The organism is Streptomyces sp. NPDC058401 (genome assembly GCF_042722885.1).
Lineage (GTDB): Bacteria > Actinomycetota > Actinomycetes > Streptomycetales > Streptomycetaceae > Streptomyces.
Genome location: NZ_JBHXKA010000021.1, coordinates 49,492 through 68,947 on the forward strand (window position 1 = coordinate 49,492; position 19,456 = coordinate 68,947).

The following is a 19,456-nucleotide window of genomic DNA, read 5'->3' on the forward strand; positions in this document are numbered from 1 at the left end:
GAGCGGCAATGACCGATACGACGATGCTCGACCTCGGACCGCAGGCCCGGATCGTGGCCCGCCTCGCGGCGGGCGTCCCGGACGCCCGGCTCTCCGGCCCGACCCCGTGCCCCGAGTACACGGTCGGCACCCTGCTGGGCCACCTCGCCGGCCTGGCCGCCGCCTTCCGTGACGCCGCCCGCAAGGATCTGGGCCCCACGACGGACACCGCCCCCACCGCGGCCCTGCCCGCCCTCCCCGCCGACTGGCGCGAGGAGCTCCCCCGGGTCCTCGGCGAACTGGCCGAGGCCTGGACGGATCCGGCCGCCTGGACCGGCATGACCCGCGCGGGCGGTGTGGACCTGCCGGGCGAGGTCGCGGGGCTGGTGGCCGTCAACGAACTGGTCATCCACGGCTGGGACCTGGCCCGGGCCACCGGCCAGGAGTACGCACCCGACCGGGCCGCGCTGGACACCTCGTACGCCTTCCTCGTGGCCTCGGCCGGGGAGGAGGGCGGCGGCGGGGACATCTTCGGCCCCGTCGTCCCCGTACCGGACGGCGCCCCGCTGCTGGACCGGGCGGTCGGGCTGAGCGGGCGCGATCCGGGCCGGCAGCACTGACCGGTAACACCGCTCACGCTGACCGGCGGCCCTGACCGGCGGCCCTGACCGGCGGCCCTGGCCGGCGGCCCTGGCCGGCAGACCTGGCCGAGATCCGCTTCCCCGGAAGGCTTTCGCCATGCCCCTGGACCCGTCCATCGCGGCGCTCCTCTCGCAGGTCCCGGCGGGCCCGGGGAAGCGCATCATCACGGCCGACCCGGCGGAGCTCCGGGAAGCGGAACGCGCGTCGAACGCCATGGTGGCGCCGGGAACACCGATCGCGGTCGGATCCGTGGCGGACGACACCGTCCCGGGCCCCGCCGGTCCCGTACCGGTGCGGATCTACCGGCCCGCGGCCCCCGGCCCCGCCCCGACCGTCGTCTTCTTCCACGGCGGCGGCTGGATCGTGGGGGACCTCGACACCCACGACCACGTCACCCGCCGTCTCTGCCGCGATCTCGGGGCCGTCGTGGTCGCCGTGCACTACCGGCGGCTCCCCGAGCACGCCTTCCCGGCCGCGTTCGACGACTGCCTCGCCGTGGCCCGGTGGACGGCCGGGCACGTCGACCGGTTCGGCGGCCGGCGCGACCGGCTGGCCCTCGCGGGCGACAGCGCGGGCGCGGCCCTCGCCGCGTCGGTCGCCCTGGCCTTCCGCGATGCCGGGGAACCGCTCGCGGCCCAGTTCCTCGCCTACCCGGCGACGGACCGCGCCCCGGGCGACTACCCCTCCCACACCGAGAACGGGGAGGGCTACCTCCTCACGCTGCGGGACCTCCGCGACCTGACGAGGATCCTGCTCGGCGGCGATGCCTCCGCGGCCACCGACGTACGGGCCTCCCCGCTGCACGCGGCGAGCCACGCGGGCCTCGCCCCCGCCGTGATCGCCACGGCCGCCTACGATCCGCTCCGCGACGAGGGCCTGGCCTACGCCCGCGCGCTGCGGGACGCCGGCGTCGACGTCTTCGTCCGCACCTACGAGGGCCTGGTCCACGGCTTCCTGAACATGTTCGCCGTCTCGGCGGGCGCGGAGGCGGCCGTCACGGAGCTCATCGACCAGTTCGGGACCCGCCTCCGCTGACGGCGGGTCCCGATGCCGGGCGCGGTGGCGCGGGCGGTTCGGTGCTGATTGGCTGGGGGCACGGCACTCCCCCGAACCCGACTCCCCCGAACCGAGGACCGGTCATGAGCAACGAGAGCCAGCCGAGCCTGCGGGCCCGGCAGATGCGCGACAAGGCCCAGGAACTGGAGCAGGCGGCGCAGCACGCCGCGGATCCGGCCGAACGGCAGCGGCTCATCGAGAAGGCCCTGCACATCCGGCGCAAGAGCGAGCAGGAGAACGGGCCCGGCAGCGGAACCATGGACCCCATGTAACCGGTGGTCACCGGTCCGGCGACACCGTCACCCAGGCGAGCGGCGCGGTGATGCCGCCCATCGGCACGGTTCGGTGGCGTGCAGGCGGGTAGGCGCGGGACGTGTCCGGATGCGGATCCGGACCCGTGTGGGGACCCGTGGAAAAGGGGTGCACGATGGCCACCACGGACGATGACCGCTTCGCGGTCGAGGTACGGCCCGTCGAGGGAGCCACGGTCCTGGCGCTGGCGGGCGAGCTCGACCACGACACCGCCGAACCCCTGCGGACGGCTCTCGAAGCCGCCCGGGCCGGCGGTGAGCTGCGGCTGCTCGTCGATTTCAGCGGGCTGGACTTCTGCGACTCCACGGGACTGAACCTGTTGTTGCACAGCCGCCTCGCGGTCCGGGAATCGGGCGGCAGTCTCGAACTGATCGGCCTCCACCAGCCGATCACGCGGATGCTGCACATCACGGGTGTGGACGGACTGTTCCCGCTGCACCCCGATGTGGATGCCGCGCTGGCGAGCGGCCCGCGCGCATAGCGGAGGAGCACGAGGAGTACGAGGAGTAGTACGAGGAGCGCCATGAGCGAGCGCCGGTCTCCGGAGCAGCCCCGGCGTCTGGTGCTGCACGGCACCACTGATGTCGTCAGCCGCTGCCGCGACTTCGCCCGCGCCGCGCTGACCGACTGGCAGTGGCTGCCGGAGCCCGGGAGCGGCCACGCCCGGGGCCTCCCGGACGGGACCGCGGACGACGCCCTGCTGCTGGTCTCCGAGATGGTGGCCAATGCCTGCCTGCACGCGGGCGGGCCGAGCTCGTTCCTGCTGCGCCCCACCGCCGGGGGGCTGCGCATCGAGGTCACGGACACGAGTCCGGTCGCTCCGCTCGTGCGGCAGCCTTCGGACCCGGCGCGGCCCGGGGGCCACGGGCTGGTCATCGTGGATCGGCTGGCCCGCACGTGGGGCTCGGAGCCGGTGGACGGCGGAAAGTGCGTATGGGCGGAGCTCGACGCACCGCCCTGGGCCCGGTCCGGCGGACCGTGGGAGGCTGGGGCCATGGGGCTGCGGCCGTGAAGCTGCGGCCATCGACCTGCGGCCATGAGGCTTGCGGCCACGAGGCTGGGAGCACGGGGGCAGAAGTCATGGGGCTGAGAACATGAGCGCGGAATCCGCCGCCCGCCTGGTGCTGCTGCGCCACGCCAAGTCGGCCTGGCCCGACGTCGCGGACCACGAGCGGCCGCTGGGTCCGCGCGGTCTGCGGGACGCGCCCGCGGCGGGCCGCTGGCTGCGCGATGCCGGCTGCCTGCCCGCCCTGGTCGTCTGTTCCACCGCCCGGCGGACCCGCGAGACCTGGGCCCTGGCGGCCGGAGAGCTCGGCGCCGCGGTCCCGGTGCGCTTCGACGAGCGGGTGTACGCCGCCGAGCCGGAGGAGCTGCTGGCGGTGGTGGCCGAAGTCCCCGACGAGGTGCGGACGCTGCTGCTCGTCGGGCACAACCCGGGCCTGGAGGAGCTGGCCGCCGCCCTCGCGCGGGAGGCGGTGGACGCTGCGGAGGCCGCGGCGATGGAGCGGCTGACGGAGAAGTTCCCGACGTCCGCGATCGCGGTGCTCGCCTGCCCCGGTCCCTGGCGGGAGCTCGCGCCGGGCTCGGCCCGGCTGACGGGTTTCGCCGTCCCCCGGGGCGCCGCCCGCTGACGCGGGCCGCGTGCCCCGTCAGTCGGCGGACCGGCGCCTGCCCCGTTGGCGTCGCGGGTAGGGCAGGAGTCGTGGCGAGCGTTTGGCGGCCACGTCCTCGATCCAGCCGAAGGTCAGCACCAGCAGGCCGACCAGCGGGATCGCCACCAGCAGCGCGAACCACTGGCTGGTCAGCAGCCATTGGAAGTTCGCGTAGAAGAAGTGGACGCCCCAGAGGGGGTCGATCAGCGGGATGGCCACCACCAGCGCGGTCTGGTGCCACAGGTAGACGCTGACGGCGCGCGCGTTGAGCAGGCTGACCAGGCCGTTCCACCGTTCGAGCGCCCTGGGCCACTGCTCCCAGGACGGGCTGACGTGGAGCAGGATGGCGACGAAGCCCAGGGACCACAGGGCCTGGGCGATCGGCCAGGACTCGATGTCGGTGGCCTCGGTCGGGTCGACCGGCCGGGTCTCCAGGTACCAGAGGCCGGCCACCATGAACAGCGGGGCGATGGAGGGCAGGACGTACTGCGGGATCCTCTTGAGGATCCCCTCCTGGTGGGCCATGCCGAGGATCCAGCAGGAGCCGAACATGGCGAAGTCGTTGGCGGTCTCCCAGACGCGGCCGTAGATGAACTCCTGGTCGGCGAAGAACTGGTTCATGACGATCAGCACCGCGAGGGGGCTGAACAGCGTCACCCACGGAAGCCGTCGCAGCGCCCGGAGCATCAGCGGCGAGAACAGTACGAACCACAGGTACGCCCGGAGGTACCAGAGCGGGACGATGATCTGGGTGGCCCAGGTGCTTCCCGTCAGGCCGCCGAAACCGGGCAGGTCCTCCGCGAACGGCGGAGTGCTCAGCGGCAGGATCCAGAACGCCAGCTTGCCCCACCACCAGTTGGGGTGGCCCTCGGAGTCGGGGCCCCAGCCGTCGATGATCTGAAGGGTGATCATGATCGCGCCGAACAGCCACATCGGCGGCAGCAGACGGCGCAGTCGCCCGCGGATCACGCCGAGCGCGGGACGGCTGAGCGAGCGGGCCATCAGCATCCCGGCCAGCGCGAACATCACGCCCATCGACGGGAAGATCAGGGGCAGCCAGAACCAGCCGAAGTTGTGGTAGATCATCACGCGCACCAGGGCCAGCGCGCGCAGCAGGTCGAGGTAGCGGTCGCGGCCGCCCTTGCGCGGGGCCGGCGCCGCCGGCTCCGCCTGCTGCTCCGGCTCCGGTTCGAACTCCGGCTGCGGATCCCGGTCCTCCTCCCAGCGCTGTCGCAGGAGGTCGGGGACCCTCAGCTGGACGGTGTCCTGATGGCGCCCGAGGTTGGTGTATCCGGTCATGGTCAGACCTCCACGGGTACAGCGACCTCGCCGGTGCGCCGGAGCTTCTGCCAGCGCAGGCGGCCACCGGTCATCGCGGTGATCGCGGACTGCAGCAGGACGATGTACATGAGCTGCCGGTAGACCACCTGCTGGATCGGCAGGCTGATCAGGTACCAGGGCTTCTCGCGGTCGAGGTGGAAGGCGTACCAGGACAGCACGGCCTGGAGCAGGATGAAGCCGCCCCAGCCGGTGAGGGTGATCGCGGCGTCCCCGAAGAACACGCCGTACACCAGGAACATGTCGACCAGCGGCGCCAGCAGCGGGGCGACCACGCCGAAGAGCACGACGAGCGGCAGCCCGATCCGGCCGAAGCGCCCGGCCGGGCCGCGGGCGGTCACCGCGGCGCGGTGCTTCCACATCGCCTGCATGCTGCCGTAGCTCCAGCGGTACCGCTGGGACCAGAGCTGCTGGAGGCTGGCGGGAGCCTCGGTCCAGGCGCGGGCGTGCTCGGCGTAGACGATCCGCCAGCCGTCGCAGAGCACCGCGATGGTGATGTCGGTGTCCTCGGCGAGGGTGTCGTCGCTCATCCCGCCGACCCTGCGCAGGGCCTCCTTGCGGAAGGCGCCGACCGCGCCGGGGATGGTCTGGATGACGTTCAGCATGTCGTACATCCGGCGGTCCAGGTTGTGGCCGAGGACGTACTCGATGTGCTGCCAGGCGCCGATCAGGCTGTCGCGGTTGCCGACCTTGGCATTGCCCGCGACCGCGCCGATCCCCGGGTCGCCGAAGGGCTGGACCAGCTCGCGCACGGTGGACGGTTCGAAGACGGTGTCGCCGTCCATCATCACGATGATCTCGTGCGAGGCGGCGGCGATACCGGTGTTGAGCGCGCTGGACTTGCCGCCGTTCACCTTGCGGATCAGCCGGACGAACGGCAGGTTCATCGCCTCGACTATGTCCGCGGTGCCGTCACTGGAGCCGTCGTCGATGACGATGACCTCGATCGGGTAGTCGCTGACGGCCAGGGAGTTGAGGGTGTTGGCTATGCACTCGCGCTCGTTGTACGCGGGGACCAGCACCGTGACCTTCTCGGTGACGGGCCGTCCCCAGGTGTCGCGCCGTTTGGCGCGGCGGGCGTGCATCGGTGCGAGGACGAGCATCAGCCCGAACCGGCCGAAGTTGAGGAAGCCGACGAGGGCCAGCAGCCAGACCATCACCGGCAGGGTGTGCACGGCGAACTGGGTGGCCCAGATGTATCCCTTGCCCGCCCACAGCTGGAATCCGGTCACCGGCACGGTGGCGCTGCTGGCGCCGAGTGCCTCGGAGATGGTGGTGAAGCGGTAGCCCTGCGCCTGGAGTTCGTCGATGATCTGCTCGAGCGCGGCGACGGTCTGGGCACGGTCGCCACCGGCGTCGTGCAGCAGGATCATCTCGCCCGCACCGGGCGTGGCCGGCATGGCCGCCTTGACGATCTCCTCGACGCCGGGACGCTTCCAGTCGTCGGTGTCCCGGTCGATGAACGCGGTGAGGTAGCCGCGTGCGCCCACGTACTTGATGACCGGATAGTTCCAGTCGTCCATCGCCGAGGCGTCGGCGGAGTACGGCGGGCGGAACAGCGCGCTGTGGACGCCCGCGACCCCGGCCAGCGCCAGCTGCGTCTGCGCCAGCTCCCAGCCGATCCGGCCGTGGGACTGCAACGCCATGTCGGCGTGCGTGAAGGTGTGCACCCCGAGTTCGTGACCGCCCGCGACGATCTGCCGGATCAGCTCCGGGTTGCGCGCCGTCATGGCGCCGGTCACGAAGAAGTCGGCGCGGATGTCGCGCGCCTTGAGCACGTCAAGGATCTTCGGGGTCCACTCCGGCGAGGGACCGTCGTCGAAGCTCAGCACCACGGTGTGGTCGGGGATGCGGTAGCTCACGGGGTGCGCGTTCTTGCTGCCGCGCGCGTCGATGACCGGACCGCCGTTGAGCAGCTCGTCCGGCACGGTCGTCTTGTCGACCGAGGCCGCGACCCGGGCGTCGTGGAAGGCCTCGTTGGTGGCGAGGCCGCGCAGTACGAGCAGCGCGAGCAGGCACGCCAGCAAGGACAGCGGCATGACGAAGCGCAGTGGCGGCGCGGCCAGTCGGCGCGGCCTCAGCAGGGACTGCCGGCGGCGCTGATGGCGGGACAATGACGCTCCTGTGAGATGGGTGGTGCGGACGATCAGGGGGTCTGGACCGACGGGCCCGAAGGGCGCGAAGGGATTGCGTCGGGCAGCGCGGCGGCCGCCGTGGCGGCCATGGGCTTGGGTGCGCTAGCCGTGGGCTTCGGTTTGCCGGCCGGGGGTTTCGGCGTGACGACCGCGGACTTGGACGGAGCGCCCGACGGCTTCGGCGTGGTGGCCGACGGCTTGGACGGGGTGGCCGAGGGCTTCGTCCGGGGCGTCGCGGACGGTGAGGCCGTCCGGGGTGCGGAAGGCCCGGGCGCAGCCGCCGGCACCGCCGCCCCGGGCGTCGCCGAGGACGGCGAGGGCGGGGAGCCGGGCGACAGCGAGGGCTGTGCGGGGATGCCCATCGCCGGGGCGTCGGCCTGCAGGCCGACCAGGCTGCTGCCCATGGCGACCGCCAGGACCGCGCCGATCACGGAGACCGGCCAGCCGAGACCTCGCAGCAGACGGCCGCGCAGACCCGACTGGTCGACGAAGACCGGGTCCGGGAGGGGCTCTTCAGAGCTGGACTCAAAGCTCGACCCGGACATTTCAGGCTTTTCCTGGTGCGCCGATCCGTGTTCAATGGAACTGATGACTGAGCGCACCTTGCGGGGCCTTTCAGGGCAGGCTACGTAGACCATGGGATGGCAGGGCGAACGCTAGTGCACCCGCCCGAATCGACTTGGGCCCGATGTGCGCTTTTGGAGCGATCTGCCCCGGCGTCGTAATCGTATTGGAATACCAATTGCCGGTACCAGTCGGTAAGTCTGAACGCGCGGTTTACGCACGGTTGCGGACGTTGATCCGCCCGCGTTCGGTCCGAGCCGTTTCACCGCGTCCCAGCCGTTTCACCGCAACCGCGGCCGCCGCGGTCCCGAAGGCCGCAGCCCCGGAGGCCGCGGTCGCGAAGGGCGTGGTCGCGAAGGCCGTGGCCACGAAGGCCGAGCCGAACCTTAGGATGACCACTTCGTACGATCAGCTTCGTGCGATCGGCAATTGATCTTCATGTAAGGGCGTGTGCAGGCACCGCCCCTACGCACCAAGGAGCCCGTGTGAGTCAGCCCCGCCGCACCTCTCGTCGCCGCGCGTGGACCGCGGTCACGCTGCCCGCGCTCCTGTGCGTACTCGCCGCCTGCTCCGGCAGCGTCGGCGGCCCCGGCCCCGATGACGCCGCGCCCGCCCGGAGCGCTTCGCCGACTCCGTCCGGACCGCCGGGGACCCTGTTCGACAGCTTCCACTACAGCGGCTCCGACGACCCCGCGCTCGACGCCAACGGCTGGGAGGTCCGTACCGGTGTCGGCGGCCCGGGGATCAAGGACACCTGGACCGCCGCCGGCGCCACCTTCCCCGAGGACCCGAGCGCCCAGGGCGGCAGGGCCCTCCAGCTGCAGTCTTCCACCGACGGCACCAAGCAGGGCACGAAGCAGGTCGAGGTGCAGACCACCGGCACCCCCCTCTTCACGGGCACCTACGCCGCCCGGGTCTATTTGAGCGACAAGCCCGTCAGCGGCCGCAACGGCGACCACGTCGTCGAGACCTTCTTCCCGATCTCCGCCTCGGACTCCTCGGAGAACTACAGCGAGCTCGACTACGAGTACCTGCCGAACGGCGGCTGGGGTTCGGTGGGTCCGCAGCTCGACACCACGAGCTGGTTCAAGGCCGATCCGCCGGACCGGGTCACCCGCGCGCTCAAGAAGCAGCGCCTCGAGGGCTGGCACATCATGATGATCACCTTCATGGACGGAAAGGCCACCTATTCGCTGGACGGCAAGGACCTGTTCACCAGCTCCGGGAAATACGTCCCGCGCGAGAAGGTGGACATGCATTTCAGCAACTGGTTCATCGACCTTCCCTTCACCGGTGGTTCACGCACGTGGAACATGAAAGTCAACTGGTTCTACTACAAGGCCGGTGAGGCCGTTTCCCAGGCGGACGTCCAGAAAACCGTGGACGGCTTCTACAACGCCGGAACCAACCACATCAACACCGTTCCCAAGTCCTGACTTTGCGCATGCCACGAGCCCCGCTGTTCCGGACGATCCGTCAGAACAGCGGGGCTGCACGGTTTCTGTCGGAACGACAGATTCCGTGCGCCGGTCCCGCCGGTCCCTCACTCCGCCCGTAGCGCCTGCGCCGTCCGCGTCCGAGCCGCCCAGCCGGCCGGCAGCAGCGCGCCCGCCACCGCGATCAGCACCCCCGCCAGTGCCAGCGCCCCCAACAGCACGGGGCCGTACACGTCCACGTCCGCCGGCGGGATCGTGGTGCCGACGGCCCGGCCCATCTCCGGCATCACCCGGCCGTGCAGCGCCACCCCGAGCGGCACACCGACCGCCCCTGCGGCGAGGCCGATCGCGCCGACCGAGGTGAGGACCTGGACGACCGTCTGCCGGGGTGTCATCCCCAGCGCCTTGAACACCCCGAGATCGCGCACGCGGTCCCGGGTGTCCAGTACGACGGTGTTGAGCACCCCCAGGCAGGCCACGGTCACCAGCATCACCGTGAGCATCGCGATCAGGGCCTCCATCGCGCGGATCACGCTCGACTTGCCCGGCCCGGCCGCCTCCGCTTCCGCGCCGAGCGGCTTCAACGCGGCGTTCAGGTCCGCGACATAGCGTCCGGTATCCGTCCCGGAGGCGAGCCGCACGGTGAAGTCGCTCGGCAGGTAGTGGCTTCCCAGGTCCGCGACGGAATCCATGTCCGTACGCAGGGCCATCCCCTCGGAGCCGAGGTCGAACACCTCCCCGACGATGCGCAGCCGGACGGTGCGCCCCTGCTCCGACAGGACCACGGTGTCCCCCGGCCGGACCCCCGCGGCCCGGAGGAAGCGGGTGGCGGCGACGGCCTCCCCGGGGGCGCCGAACCAGCGTCCGGACACCATCGTGTGGTCGGCGCCGGGCGCCTCGCCCTCGTACGCCACCAAGGGGGCGCCGCCCTTCAGGCCCGCCACCGACACCTGTGTCCTGGCGGTCCGGTACGAGGACGCGGTCCCGGGCCGGGCTCCGATCACCCCGGCGACCGCCGCGGGGTCGGCGGGCTCCCGGGCCGGGCCGGCCGGGCCGCCGTCGGGCCTGGCCAGCGAACGGACCGTCACCTCGCCGCCCCGGTCCGGGTCCCCGTCCTGCTGGACCGCGACGAGCGTGCTGCCCAGGCCCACCGCGAAGGTCACCGCGAGCGCCCCGAAGGCGACGGCCGCCGCCATCGTCGCCGAGCGGGCCGGGCGGGCGAAGGGGCTCGCCAGCCCGAGACTGACCGCGCGCGGCAGCGGCAGCCGGCCGAGCAGGTTCCGCACCCGGCGCCCCCGCCCTCCACCGGCGCCCCGGCCCATGGCGATGACGTGCGCGGTGCGCAGCCTGGCAGCCCGCAGCGCGGGCACCGAGGCCGTGACCGCCACCAGGGCCAGGGCTCCGGCGGGCACCGCGAGGTTCACCCAGACCGGGATCAGCACCGCCCCGGTCCCGTACGACTCGGCCACCTCGGCCATCAGCGGTACGGCGAGGGCGTTGCCCAGGGCCATGCCCGGCACGGCGCCCGCGGTGGCGGGGATCAGCGCCTGGGCCACGTACGCCCGGCCCACCTGGAGCGGTGTGAAGCCGAGGGACTTCAGGATGCCGATCCGCCGGGTGGCGGCGCCGACCGCGCCGCTCACCACGATGCCGATCACCAGCATCGACAGGACCAGTCCCAGCACCGCGAAGGCGGTCACGAAGGGGACGTAGGCGGCGGTGTTCTGCTGGGCGGCCCGGCGTACGTCGAGGTAGGACTGGGCGCCGGTGACGGCGCCCGGCGGCAGCGCCGCGGCGATGGCCTCGCGCACGCCCTCGACCGCGGCGGCGGTGCGGGCATCGGTGAGCCGGTACATCACCTGGCGAGCCGTCAGCTCACCTGCTAGCCCGTCCAGTTGGGCCGGTACGACCCAGGCGTCGGCGCTCTCGCCCACCGACTCGGCGATGCCGACCACCGTGAGCCAGGTCCCGCCGTCGCCGCCGGTCCCGGCGCCCCCGCCCGCGCCGCCCGCCTCCAGGCGGCTCCCGGGCCGCATCCCCGGCTGCCGCGATCCGGCCTCCAGCACGATCTCGCCGGGTGCGGCGGCCCACCGGCCCTCCACCAGGTCCACCCGGTCCACCCCGCCCCCGGCCTCCGGCCGGCCCACCACGGTCAGCGGCGGCGGCTGGAAGCCGGGCGGCGTGGCACCCGTCGGCCGGAACCGTACGGAGGCGACCCCGAAGGGCCCCGTCGCGGCCGCGACCCCGGAGAGCCGGGCGGTGTCCGCCAGTTGTGCGGCGGTGACCGCCGATCCGTCGAACTGCACGGTGAGGTGGGCCCCTTGCTGCCGGGCGAAGGCCCGGTCGAAGGGTGCCTGCGAGGCGACGAGCAGTCCGAGTGCGAGGACCGAGGCGGCGACCGAGACGAGCAGCGTGAGGACCATCACCGCGGTCTGCGCGCGCCGCCGCCCCACCCCGCCGCGCACCACGCGTCCCAGGGCTCCGCCCCGGCTCATCGCCGCACCGCCGTGACATCGCGCGCGATCCGTCCGTCGACGAGTTCGATGGTGCGGGTCGCGCACGCCTCGGCCAGCGCCAGGTCGTGCGTGACCAGCACGATCGTCTGACCCTCCGCGTTCAGCTCGCGCAGCAGGTCGCGCACGTCGGCGCCGGACGCGCTGTCCAGCGCCCCGGTCGGTTCGTCGGCGAGCAGCAGGGGCGGACGGTTCATCAGCGCCCGTGCCACCGCCACGCGTTGCCGCTCCCCTCCCGACAGCCGGCCGGGGAAGGCCCGGGCGTGCCGCTCGATGCCCAGCTGCGCCAGGAGTCCGGCGGCCCGGGCGGCGGCTTCGGTGCGGGGCACGCCGGCCAGCTGGGCGGGCAGCAGCACGTTGTCCAGCACGGTGAGGTCGTCCAGGAGGTTGAAGAACTGGAAGACCATGCCGATCCGGGAGCGCCGGTACTTCGCGGACGCGGTCTCGGTCAGCCCGTCCACCCGTACTCCGTCGACGCTCACGCTGCCCTCGCTCGGCCGGTCCAGACCCGCGATCAGGTTGAGCAGCGTGGACTTGCCGCTGCCGGAGGGACCGAGCACGGCGAGTGCTTCGCCCTTCCGCACCCGCAGGCCGATCCCGGCCAGCACGGCCGGGCCCGAGCCGTAGGTCTTGGTCACCTCGCGCACGTCGATGAGGTGGTTCTCGGTCATGGATCCTCCACGGTCCGTACGTCCTGGGTGGGCGGCCGGGTCCGGTCCCGCTCCCCGGTGGCCGTCCCGACGCTAGGAGCCCGGGTCCCGGAGCCTCGTCGGCCCGGCTGCGGATCTTCCGTACCGTGCGGGGCCGATGCCCCGCGGCGTCATCCGAGCGGTGTAGGCGGGAGGCGGAGGCCACCGGTCCTCCGGGCTGATCCGCTGCCGTCCGGCCCTGGGCACACTGGTCCGATGAGCACACGAGACGCCCTCGTCCGCCGGGCCCGCGGGCTGGGTCTTGCCGGGGCGCCGCGGCAACTGCCGCGGCTGTCGCCCCCGTCGTGGGCCTTCGACGCGGTGATCGCCCTGGTGCTCGCCGTGTTCACGGTCATCGGCGACCTCAACCGGTCGTACGTGGAGGTGCGGCCGGGGCCCGACATCGCCGTTCCGCCCCCGGCGCGGATCCCGTCACCGCCCACCGTGCCGCATACGGCCGTGGAGCACGTCCTGCCTCCGCCCACCGTGCCGCATCCCGTACCGGCCGTGGAGCACGTCCTGCCTCCCGCGGAACCCTGGGAACTGCTGGTCGCCGTACTGACCGCGCTGCCGCTGCTGGTGCGCCGCCGGTACCCGCTGGCCGCCTACTGGGCCGTGATGGGTGCGACGCTGCTGCTGCACCGGGGAGCGGTCGCCGCGGACGCCACCACGGTCACCTTCGCCTCGGGCCTGATCGCGGCGTACAGCGCGGCCGTGTACAGCCCCCACCGCAAGGCCGTGGCGGGTTCACTGCTCGCGGGAGCCGTCCTGTACGCGGTCTTCCCGCTGGTCCCCGAAGTGGACAAGGGGCTGGTCCCGGTACTCGTCCTGCTCCCGGTCGGGCTCGCCGCGCACGGCGTCCACACCTGGCGGCAGCGGGCCCGGACGCTCCAGGAGGAGCAGCAGGCGGCGCTGCGGCGGGCCGTGGACCAGGAGCGGGCCCGGATCGCCCGGGAGCTGCACGACGTGGTCACCCACAACGTGAGCATGATGACCATTCAGGCGGGCGCCGCGCGCAAGGTGCTGGACTCGGCCCCCGACCAGGCCAGGGAGGCGATGCTCGCGGTGGAGGCCGCCGGGCGGTCGGCGATGTCGGAACTGCGCCACGTGATGGGCCTGCTCACCATGACCTCCGAGGGCCCCGACCCGGCCGCCGGTGCCGATCTCGCGCCGCAGCCCGGTCTGGACCGGCTGCCGGAGCTGGCCGAAGGGGTACGCGAGGGCGGCGTGCCGGTGGAACTGACGGTCCGCGGCGTCCCGGCCGCGCTTGCGGGGGGTGTGGACCTGGCCGCGTACCGGGTCGTTCAGGAGGCACTGACCAACGCGGTCAGGCATGCCGCGGGCGCGAGCGTGTCGGTCCTGGTGGAGTACGCGCCCGGGGAGCTGCGGGTGGAGGTGACCGACAGCGGGGGCCGCGCCCGGCCCCCGGGTCCGGGCGGCGGCCGCGGTCTGGCCGGCCTGCGCGAACGGCTCGCGCTCTACGGCGGTAGCCTGCACACGGGCCCCCGGCCCGGCGGAGGTTTCCGGGTCCGCGCCGTCATCCCCGTGGAGGGTTCGTGACCGAGGCACCGCGCGTGGTGGTCGTCGACGACCAGGCCCTGGTCCGTACCGGCTTCCGGATGATCCTCGCCGCCGACGGCATCGAGGTGGTCGGTGAGGCCGCCGACGGCGAAGAGGCGGTCGCCGTGGTCCGGCGCACCCTGCCCGACGTGGTCCTGATGGACGTCCGGATGCCCGGCACCGACGGCCTGGAGGCCACGCGCCGCATCCTCGGGCACGAGGGCCCCGCGCCCCGGATCGTCATCCTCACGACCTACGACCTCGACCGGTACGTGTACGCCGCCCTGCGCGCCGGGGCGAGCGGCTTCCTGCTGAAGGACGTCACCCCCGAGCACCTGGCGGCCGCGGTCCGTCTGGTGCGCTCCGGCGACGCCCTCCTGGCCCCGGCCATCACCCGCCGCCTGGTCGAACGCTTCGCCTCCGCCGACGACCGTGCCGCGCCCCTCCACCGGGACCTGTCGGCGCTCACCCCGCGCGAACTGGAGTTCCTCGAAGCCCTGGCGCGCGGTCTGAGCAACGCCGAACTGGCCGGCCGCTTCCACGTCAGCGAGGCCACGGCGAAGACGCACGTCGCCCGCATCCTCGCCAAGCTCCGGCTCCGCGACCGCGCGCAGGCGGTGATCGCGGCCTACGAGACGGGTTTGATCACCCCGGCCTCACCGGGGAGCGGGCCCCGCCCGACGACATCCATGTAGACCGCTCACCCCGGGCCACGTAGGGTGAGATCAGGTCCACCTCGCCCGCCCGGAACCGGAAGGCTGTCCCCAGCCCGAGCCGAAGGCACCCGGCCCTCCTTCTCGCGGTACGACGCCACCGACACCGCACGTCGCGTGTCCCGGGCCGAGGAAACCCACGGCCCGGCGATTGGATACGACGTGTACGACAGAGGGAGCGGATCCGCGGGCCCCTCGGAGGAGATCGCGTACCTGCTCGCCGAGGCGGGCCGGGCCGTTGACGTACTGACCGCCGGGCGTCCCGGTGCACGCGTCCTGGGCCCCGCCCATCAGAGGGTCCTGCGGACACTGGACGGTCTGGGACCGCACGCCCGGCTCGATCTGGCCGAGCAGCTCCAGGTACCGCCGGCCACCGTCGCGCAGGTGATCGAGGACCTCCTCGGGCAGGGCCTGGTCCGGGAGATGGTCGTCACCCTGGGTGGCCGGCACGAGGTGGTGGCCCTCACCCCCGCCGGCAGCCAGGCTCTGACGACGATGTACGAGGAACTGGACTCCGTACACGACACGCTGCTCGCGTCCCTGACCAAGGGCGAGCGCGCCCAGCTGGGCTACCTGCTGCGCCGCGTGTGCGCGGCCGCCGCCAGAGCCGGCGTACTGCCGCCCGCTCCCGTCTAGGCCCCCCGCGCCGCACCTCGGGGGCGATTCACACGGTGAGGTGCTGCTGCGCGTCGGATCCGGTGGCGGGCTCGACGGCGGGCTCGGTGGCGGTGCCGTGCTGGTCGTCGGGGCGCCCCTCCTTGGGCAGCAGGAAGGTGATCGCGAGGAACGCCGTCAGCAGGCACGCCTGAACGATCAGCGCGCGGTGGAATCCGCCGGTGAAGTCACCGGTCTTGGCCTGGGCGAAGAACACCGAGCCGAAGACCGCGACGCCGATGGAGCCGCCGACGGCCTGCACGGCCGACAGGACCCCGGAGGCGGAACCGATCTCGTCGTCGTCGACCGCGGCGAGGATGAAGCTGAACAGGGCGGCGATCACCATGCCCGCGCCGATGCCCGCCACCGCCGTGCCGGGAACGACGTCCCAGATCGAGAACGAGTCGGCGTCGAGGCCGTCGAGCTCGAACCAGAGCACGGCCGCGCCGGCCAGCTGGACCAGCGGTCCGATCTGCAGCACCTTGCGGCCGATCCTGTCGGCGAGGAACGCGCCGCTGATGGCGCCGCCGATCGCGGTTCCCACGGCGAGGGGCAGGTTGCCCAGTCCCGCCTCACCGGCGCTGAAGTGCCGGCCGATCTGGAGGAACAGGGTCAGTACGAGCTGGGTGCCGATCAGTCCGCCGAAGAACAGGGCGATGCCGCCGAGGCCGACGGTGAATGCGGGCTTGCGGAGCAGGCCAGGGGTCACCAGCGGCTCGCGGCCCGCGGCGGCCGTGCGGCGCTGCTGGAGGGCGAAGAGGGCGAAACCGATCGCCGAGGCGGCCATGGACAGCCAGGTCCAGAGCGGCCAGCCGTTCTCCTGCCCCTGGTTGAGCGGCAGCACCAGCAGGGCGCAGGAGACCACGACCAGGGCGGCGCCGGTCAGGTCGACCCGTACCGTACGGTCACCCGCCTTCCTGGGCACGAACTTCGCGGCGATGATCAGCGCCGCGATTCCGATGGGCAGGTTGATCAGGAACACCGACCGCCAGCCCAGGCCGAAGAAGTCGCCCTCGATGAGGAAGCCGCCCAGGACCGGGCCGATGATGCCGCCCAGGCCCAGGACGGGTCCGAAGATCGCGAAGACCTTGGTGAGCTCGGGGCCGGAGAAGTTCTCCCGCAGCAGCCCCAGGCCCTGGGGCAGCAGCATCGCTCCGGCGGTGCCCTGCAGCAGGCGGAAGGCGATCAGCGACTCGATGTTCGGCGCGATCGCGCACAGCAGCGAACTGGCGGTGAAGGCCGCCAGGCCGATGAGGAACATCCGGCGCCGGCCGTAGCGGTCGCCGAGCCGGCCGCCGAGCACGAGCCCGGCGCCCAGGGTGAGGGCGTAGCCGCCGATCACCCACTGGAGTCCGACGGAACCGGCGCCGAGGGACTCCTCCAGGGCCGGTCCGGCGACGTTGACGATCGAGGCGTCCAGGAGATCCATGATCTCCGCGACGATCATCACCACCAGGATCAGCCACCGCCACCGGTAGGGCTCGGTCGTCTCGTCAGGGGTGGGGGACGGGTCACGCACGCCAGATACCTCCATGGTGAAGTAATTCCACCATGAAGGTAAAGTGATGGAGGTAGGTTGTCAAAGGGCCGCCCACCTGGACGCCCGGCAGGAGAGAAGCAGCAGAGAAGAGGGGCGGACCCGGTGGCGGAAGCGATGGCCGACGATGTCGCGGCGCGGCGCGAGCGGCTGATGGAAGGGCTGCGGATCTACGGCGGGCACTACGCCGAGCTCAGCCGGCGCTTCGCGGCCTGGCTGGGCCTGCACTCCACCGACGCGACCGCGGTGCTGGAGATCGCCGCCGCCGAAGAACGCGGAACCCCGCTGTCACCGGCCCGGCTGAGCGAGCGCATCTCCCTGTCCACGGGCGCCACCACCGCGCTGCTGAACCGCCTCGAAGCGGCCGGGCACATCACCCGCACCCGCGAGCACTCCGACCGGCGCGTCGTCACCCTGCGCGGCGGCCCGCACATCCAGGAGCGGGCGGACGAGTTCTTCGGCCCGCTCGCCGGCCGCCTCGATGCGACGATGTCCCCGTACCCGCCACGGCTCCTGGAACAGTTCGAGCGGTTCGTGACCGATCTGAACGCCGCCATGGACACCCACCTCGCCGAGCCGGACCCGGCGACGCCGCCGAAGCGGGACGAGCTTTAGCGGGACGGGCTTCAGCGGGACGGCCTTCAGCGGGTCGACCTTCAGCGGGTGGCGAGCCGTTCCAGCAGGGTGGCGCTCCGCGCCAGGACCGAGCGTTCCTCGTCGGTGAGTTCGGCCTCGATGGCCTGGGCCAGCCAGCCCGCCCTGCGGCCGCGCTCCGCTTCGAGGGCGGCCCGGCCCGCGTCCGACAGCTCGACCAGCGACTTGCGGCCGTCCGTGGGGTGAGCCCTGCGCGTGATCAGGTTCTGGTCCATGAGGAGCCCCACCGCCCGGGCCATCGACTGGGGGCGTACGCGCTGGTCGGCGGCGAGGTCGCTGGTGGTCATGGCGCCTTCGCGGTCGAGGGTGCCGAGCACCGCGACCTGGCCCAGCGGGATGCGGTCCTCGTGTTTGACGCGCCGGGTCAGCTTGCCCATCGCAGTACGCAGTTCTGCGGCGATGGCGGCGGCTTCCGAGGTGAGCATGAGGCACTTTACCCCGCTGATCAGCATGAATGCCGTAGATGACCATCACAGCAATGCTGTTCAGCCAAACTGAACAGCATTGCTGTAGGGTTTTCCCTGTCGGGCTCAGCGCCAGCGCTGTCGCAGCCGGGGCCACGACACGCACGACGGGGAGGAACCACCATGTCCGCAGGGACAGTCGGAAACATCGACGCCACCATCGAGACCGTCACCGCCCGCCGGATCATCGACAGCCGGGGCAACCCCACGGTCGAGGTCGACGTCGTCCTCACGGACGGATCCCTGGGGCGCGCGGCCGTTCCCTCGGGCGCCTCCACCGGGGCCCGGGAGGCCGTGGAACTGCGCGACGGGGACTCCGCGCGCTGGCACGGCAAGGGCGTCGACCAGGCCGTGGCCCACGTCAACGGGGAGATCGCCGCGTCCGTGCGCGGCCGGGACGCATCGGACCAGGCCGGCCTCGACGCCGCCCTGATCGCCCTGGACGGCACCCCCACGAAGTCCCGGCTCGGTGCCAACGCGGTCCTCGGCGTCTCCCTCGCCGCCGCCAAGGCCGCCGCGGCGGCCCACCGCCGCCCCCTCTACCGCTACCTCGGCGGCGACGGCGCGCACCTCCTGCCGCTGCCGATGATGAACATCGTCAACGGCGGAGCCCACGCCGACAATCCGCTGGACTTCCAGGAGTTCATGATCGCGCCCGTGGGCGCGGACACCTTCGCCGAAGCCCTCCGCATGGGCAGCGAGGTGTTCCACACCCTGCGCCGCGACCTCCTGGCCGCCGGCCACTCCACCGGGGTCGGCGACGAGGGCGGCTTCGCGCCCGCGCTGCGCACCGCCGAAGAGGCGCTCGACTTCATGATGGCCGCCATCGAGCGGACCGGCTACCGCCCGGGCACCGACATCGGCCTGATCATGGACCCCGCCTCGTCCGAGTTCTTCCGCGACGGGGTCTACGACTACGCGGGCGAGGGGGTGCGGCGCACTTCCTCGGAGAACGTCGACTACCTGGTCAAGCTGATCGACTCCTACCCGATCCTCTCCATCGAGGACCCGATGGCGGAGAACGACTGGGAGGGCTGGCGCGAGCTGACCGCGCGCGTCGGCGACCGCTGCCAGCTCACCGGCGACGACCTGTTCTGCACCAGCGAGACGCTGCTGCGCGAAGGCATCGCCACCGGCGCCGGCAACTCGATCCTGATCAAGGTCAACCAGATCGGCACCCTGACCGAGGCGCTGGCCGCCGTCACCACGGCCCACCGGGCGGGCTGGACGGCCGTCATATCGCACCGCTCGGGCGAGACGGAGGACACCACCATCGCGGATCTGGCGGTGGCGACCGGCTGCGGGCAGATCAAGACCGGCTCGCTCTCCCGCTCCGACCGGACGGCCAAGTACAACCAGCTGATCCGGATCGAGGAGGAGCTGGGCTCCTCGGCCCGCTTCGCGGGCCGCTCCGCCCTGCGCAGGGCGTGAACGACGGGTCCCCGCACCCTCAGGTGCGGGGACCCGGGCCCGCGGCCCGCCGTCCAGCGGGCACCGCGACTCCCCGAAATGCCATACATCCGGCATTTCGCCGCCCGCTCTCGCGGCTCCCGTGGTT

At 72.6% G+C, this 19,456-nt stretch carries 19 protein-coding genes; 12 read left to right on the forward strand and 7 right to left on the reverse strand.

The window, feature by feature from the left end; translation table 11 throughout:
* The first annotated feature begins 8 nt into the window (after positions 1 to 8).
* The 6 genes from ACFWNV_RS10835 (at position 9) to ACFWNV_RS10860 (ending at position 3,620) form a co-directional block, all read left to right on the forward strand.
* Positions 9 to 599 carry a TIGR03086 family metal-binding protein gene (locus ACFWNV_RS10835; RefSeq protein WP_383943765.1) on the forward strand — a complete coding sequence of 197 codons (591 nt, stop codon included), beginning with the start codon at positions 9 to 11 and terminating at the stop codon, positions 597 to 599.
* A 118-nt stretch (positions 600 to 717) separates the two neighbouring features.
* The gene (locus ACFWNV_RS10840; RefSeq protein WP_383943768.1) at positions 718 to 1,656 is read left to right on the forward strand and encodes an alpha/beta hydrolase; all 939 of its coding nucleotides are present in this window, start codon (positions 718 to 720) and stop codon (positions 1,654 to 1,656) included.
* 104 nt (positions 1,657 to 1,760) lie between these two features.
* Positions 1,761 to 1,949: a DUF6381 family protein gene (locus tag ACFWNV_RS10845; protein WP_383943771.1), complete on the forward strand. Its 189-nt coding sequence runs from the start codon at positions 1,761 to 1,763 to the stop codon at positions 1,947 to 1,949.
* A gap of 155 nt (positions 1,950 to 2,104) precedes the next feature.
* Complete coding sequence (locus tag ACFWNV_RS10850) at positions 2,105 to 2,470, forward strand: STAS domain-containing protein (protein WP_383943774.1); 366 nt, start codon at positions 2,105 to 2,107, stop codon at positions 2,468 to 2,470.
* A 42-nt stretch (positions 2,471 to 2,512) separates the two neighbouring features.
* Positions 2,513 to 3,001 (forward strand): ATP-binding protein, encoded by a 489-nt coding sequence (locus ACFWNV_RS10855; RefSeq protein WP_383943777.1) that lies wholly within the window; start codon positions 2,513 to 2,515, stop codon positions 2,999 to 3,001.
* 82 nt (positions 3,002 to 3,083) lie between these two features.
* Positions 3,084 to 3,620 (forward strand): SixA phosphatase family protein, encoded by a 537-nt coding sequence (locus tag ACFWNV_RS10860; protein ID WP_383943780.1) that lies wholly within the window; start codon positions 3,084 to 3,086, stop codon positions 3,618 to 3,620.
* 18 nt (positions 3,621 to 3,638) lie between these two features.
* Here the strand turns inward: ACFWNV_RS10860 and ACFWNV_RS10865 are convergent, their stop codons facing one another.
* The 3 genes from ACFWNV_RS10865 to ACFWNV_RS10875 form a co-directional block, all read right to left on the reverse strand.
* On the reverse strand, positions 3,639 to 4,940 hold the full coding sequence (locus ACFWNV_RS10865) for an acyltransferase (RefSeq protein WP_383943783.1): 1,302 nt from the start codon (positions 4,938 to 4,940) through the stop codon (positions 3,639 to 3,641).
* A gap of 2 nt (positions 4,941 to 4,942) precedes the next feature.
* Complete coding sequence (locus ACFWNV_RS10870) at positions 4,943 to 7,030, reverse strand: bifunctional polysaccharide deacetylase/glycosyltransferase family 2 protein (RefSeq protein WP_383943851.1); 2,088 nt, start codon at positions 7,028 to 7,030, stop codon at positions 4,943 to 4,945.
* Between the two features lie 95 nt (positions 7,031 to 7,125).
* On the reverse strand, positions 7,126 to 7,659 hold the full coding sequence (locus tag ACFWNV_RS10875) for a hypothetical protein (protein ID WP_383943786.1): 534 nt from the start codon (positions 7,657 to 7,659) through the stop codon (positions 7,126 to 7,128).
* 504 nt (positions 7,660 to 8,163) lie between these two features.
* On the opposite strand from ACFWNV_RS10875, the gene ACFWNV_RS10880 reads away from it, so the two are divergent.
* The gene (locus tag ACFWNV_RS10880) at positions 8,164 to 9,114 is read left to right on the forward strand and encodes a glycoside hydrolase family 16 protein (RefSeq protein ID WP_383943789.1); all 951 of its coding nucleotides are present in this window, start codon (positions 8,164 to 8,166) and stop codon (positions 9,112 to 9,114) included.
* 107 nt (positions 9,115 to 9,221) lie between these two features.
* On the opposite strand, the gene ACFWNV_RS10885 is transcribed toward ACFWNV_RS10880, so the two are convergent.
* The gene (locus tag ACFWNV_RS10885; RefSeq protein ID WP_383943791.1) at positions 9,222 to 11,609 is read right to left on the reverse strand and encodes an ABC transporter permease; all 2,388 of its coding nucleotides are present in this window, start codon (positions 11,607 to 11,609) and stop codon (positions 9,222 to 9,224) included.
* Positions 11,606 to 12,298: an ABC transporter ATP-binding protein gene (locus tag ACFWNV_RS10890; RefSeq protein ID WP_383943794.1), complete on the reverse strand. Its 693-nt coding sequence runs from the start codon at positions 12,296 to 12,298 to the stop codon at positions 11,606 to 11,608. The genes ACFWNV_RS10885 and ACFWNV_RS10890 overlap by 4 nt, the downstream gene beginning before the upstream one ends.
* Positions 12,299 to 12,532: 234 nt before the next feature.
* Here ACFWNV_RS10890 and ACFWNV_RS10895 point away from each other — a divergent pair, with 234 nt between their 5' ends.
* From ACFWNV_RS10895 to ACFWNV_RS10905, 3 genes are all read left to right on the forward strand, one after another.
* The gene (locus ACFWNV_RS10895; protein WP_383943797.1) at positions 12,533 to 13,876 is read left to right on the forward strand and encodes a sensor histidine kinase; all 1,344 of its coding nucleotides are present in this window, start codon (positions 12,533 to 12,535) and stop codon (positions 13,874 to 13,876) included.
* On the forward strand, positions 13,873 to 14,571 hold the full coding sequence (locus ACFWNV_RS10900) for a response regulator (protein ID WP_383943800.1): 699 nt from the start codon (positions 13,873 to 13,875) through the stop codon (positions 14,569 to 14,571). The genes ACFWNV_RS10895 and ACFWNV_RS10900 overlap by 4 nt, the downstream gene beginning before the upstream one ends.
* Positions 14,572 to 14,751: 180 nt before the next feature.
* Positions 14,752 to 15,225 (forward strand): MarR family winged helix-turn-helix transcriptional regulator, encoded by a 474-nt coding sequence (locus ACFWNV_RS10905; protein ID WP_383943803.1) that lies wholly within the window; start codon positions 14,752 to 14,754, stop codon positions 15,223 to 15,225.
* A gap of 28 nt (positions 15,226 to 15,253) precedes the next feature.
* Here the strand turns inward: ACFWNV_RS10905 and ACFWNV_RS10910 are convergent, their stop codons facing one another.
* Positions 15,254 to 16,762: an MFS transporter gene (locus ACFWNV_RS10910; RefSeq protein ID WP_383943806.1), complete on the reverse strand. Its 1,509-nt coding sequence runs from the start codon at positions 16,760 to 16,762 to the stop codon at positions 15,254 to 15,256.
* Between the two features lie 135 nt (positions 16,763 to 16,897).
* On the opposite strand from ACFWNV_RS10910, the gene ACFWNV_RS10915 reads away from it, so the two are divergent.
* Complete coding sequence (locus ACFWNV_RS10915; RefSeq protein WP_383943809.1) at positions 16,898 to 17,395, forward strand: MarR family winged helix-turn-helix transcriptional regulator; 498 nt, start codon at positions 16,898 to 16,900, stop codon at positions 17,393 to 17,395.
* A 41-nt stretch (positions 17,396 to 17,436) separates the two neighbouring features.
* Here ACFWNV_RS10915 and ACFWNV_RS10920 read toward each other — a convergent pair whose 3' ends face one another.
* Complete coding sequence (locus ACFWNV_RS10920) at positions 17,437 to 17,859, reverse strand: MarR family winged helix-turn-helix transcriptional regulator (RefSeq protein ID WP_383943812.1); 423 nt, start codon at positions 17,857 to 17,859, stop codon at positions 17,437 to 17,439.
* A gap of 162 nt (positions 17,860 to 18,021) precedes the next feature.
* Between ACFWNV_RS10920 and eno the strand changes: the two genes are divergently transcribed.
* Positions 18,022 to 19,329, forward strand: a complete 1,308-nt coding sequence (eno, locus tag ACFWNV_RS10925) for a phosphopyruvate hydratase (RefSeq protein WP_383943815.1) — start codon at positions 18,022 to 18,024, stop codon at positions 19,327 to 19,329.
* Positions 19,330 to 19,456 lie beyond the last annotated feature (127 nt).

What these genes read in the sequence shown, in the direction of transcription:
- ACFWNV_RS10835 (WP_383943765.1), top strand. Translation starts at nt 9, where the DNA reads ATGACCGATACGACGATGCTCGACCTCGGACCGCAGGCCCGGATCGTG.
- ACFWNV_RS10840 (WP_383943768.1), top strand. Translation starts at nt 718, where the DNA reads ATGCCCCTGGACCCGTCCATCGCGGCGCTCCTCTCGCAGGTCCCGGCG.
- ACFWNV_RS10845 (WP_383943771.1), top strand. Translation starts at nt 1,761, where the DNA reads ATGAGCAACGAGAGCCAGCCGAGCCTGCGGGCCCGGCAGATGCGCGAC.
- ACFWNV_RS10850 (WP_383943774.1), top strand. Translation starts at nt 2,105, where the DNA reads ATGGCCACCACGGACGATGACCGCTTCGCGGTCGAGGTACGGCCCGTC.
- ACFWNV_RS10855 (WP_383943777.1), top strand. Translation starts at nt 2,513, where the DNA reads ATGAGCGAGCGCCGGTCTCCGGAGCAGCCCCGGCGTCTGGTGCTGCAC.
- ACFWNV_RS10860 (WP_383943780.1), top strand. Translation starts at nt 3,084, where the DNA reads ATGAGCGCGGAATCCGCCGCCCGCCTGGTGCTGCTGCGCCACGCCAAG.
- ACFWNV_RS10865 (WP_383943783.1), bottom strand. Translation starts at nt 4,940, where the DNA reads ATGACCGGATACACCAACCTCGGGCGCCATCAGGACACCGTCCAGCTG.
- ACFWNV_RS10875 (WP_383943786.1), bottom strand. Translation starts at nt 7,659, where the DNA reads ATGTCCGGGTCGAGCTTTGAGTCCAGCTCTGAAGAGCCCCTCCCGGAC.
- ACFWNV_RS10885 (WP_383943791.1), bottom strand. Translation starts at nt 11,609, where the DNA reads ATGAGCCGGGGCGGAGCCCTGGGACGCGTGGTGCGCGGCGGGGTGGGG.
- ACFWNV_RS10890 (WP_383943794.1), bottom strand. Translation starts at nt 12,298, where the DNA reads ATGACCGAGAACCACCTCATCGACGTGCGCGAGGTGACCAAGACCTAC.
- ACFWNV_RS10895 (WP_383943797.1), top strand. Translation starts at nt 12,533, where the DNA reads ATGAGCACACGAGACGCCCTCGTCCGCCGGGCCCGCGGGCTGGGTCTT.
- ACFWNV_RS10915 (WP_383943809.1), top strand. Translation starts at nt 16,898, where the DNA reads ATGGCCGACGATGTCGCGGCGCGGCGCGAGCGGCTGATGGAAGGGCTG.
- ACFWNV_RS10920 (WP_383943812.1), bottom strand. Translation starts at nt 17,859, where the DNA reads ATGCTCACCTCGGAAGCCGCCGCCATCGCCGCAGAACTGCGTACTGCG.
- eno (WP_383943815.1), top strand. Translation starts at nt 18,022, where the DNA reads ATGTCCGCAGGGACAGTCGGAAACATCGACGCCACCATCGAGACCGTC.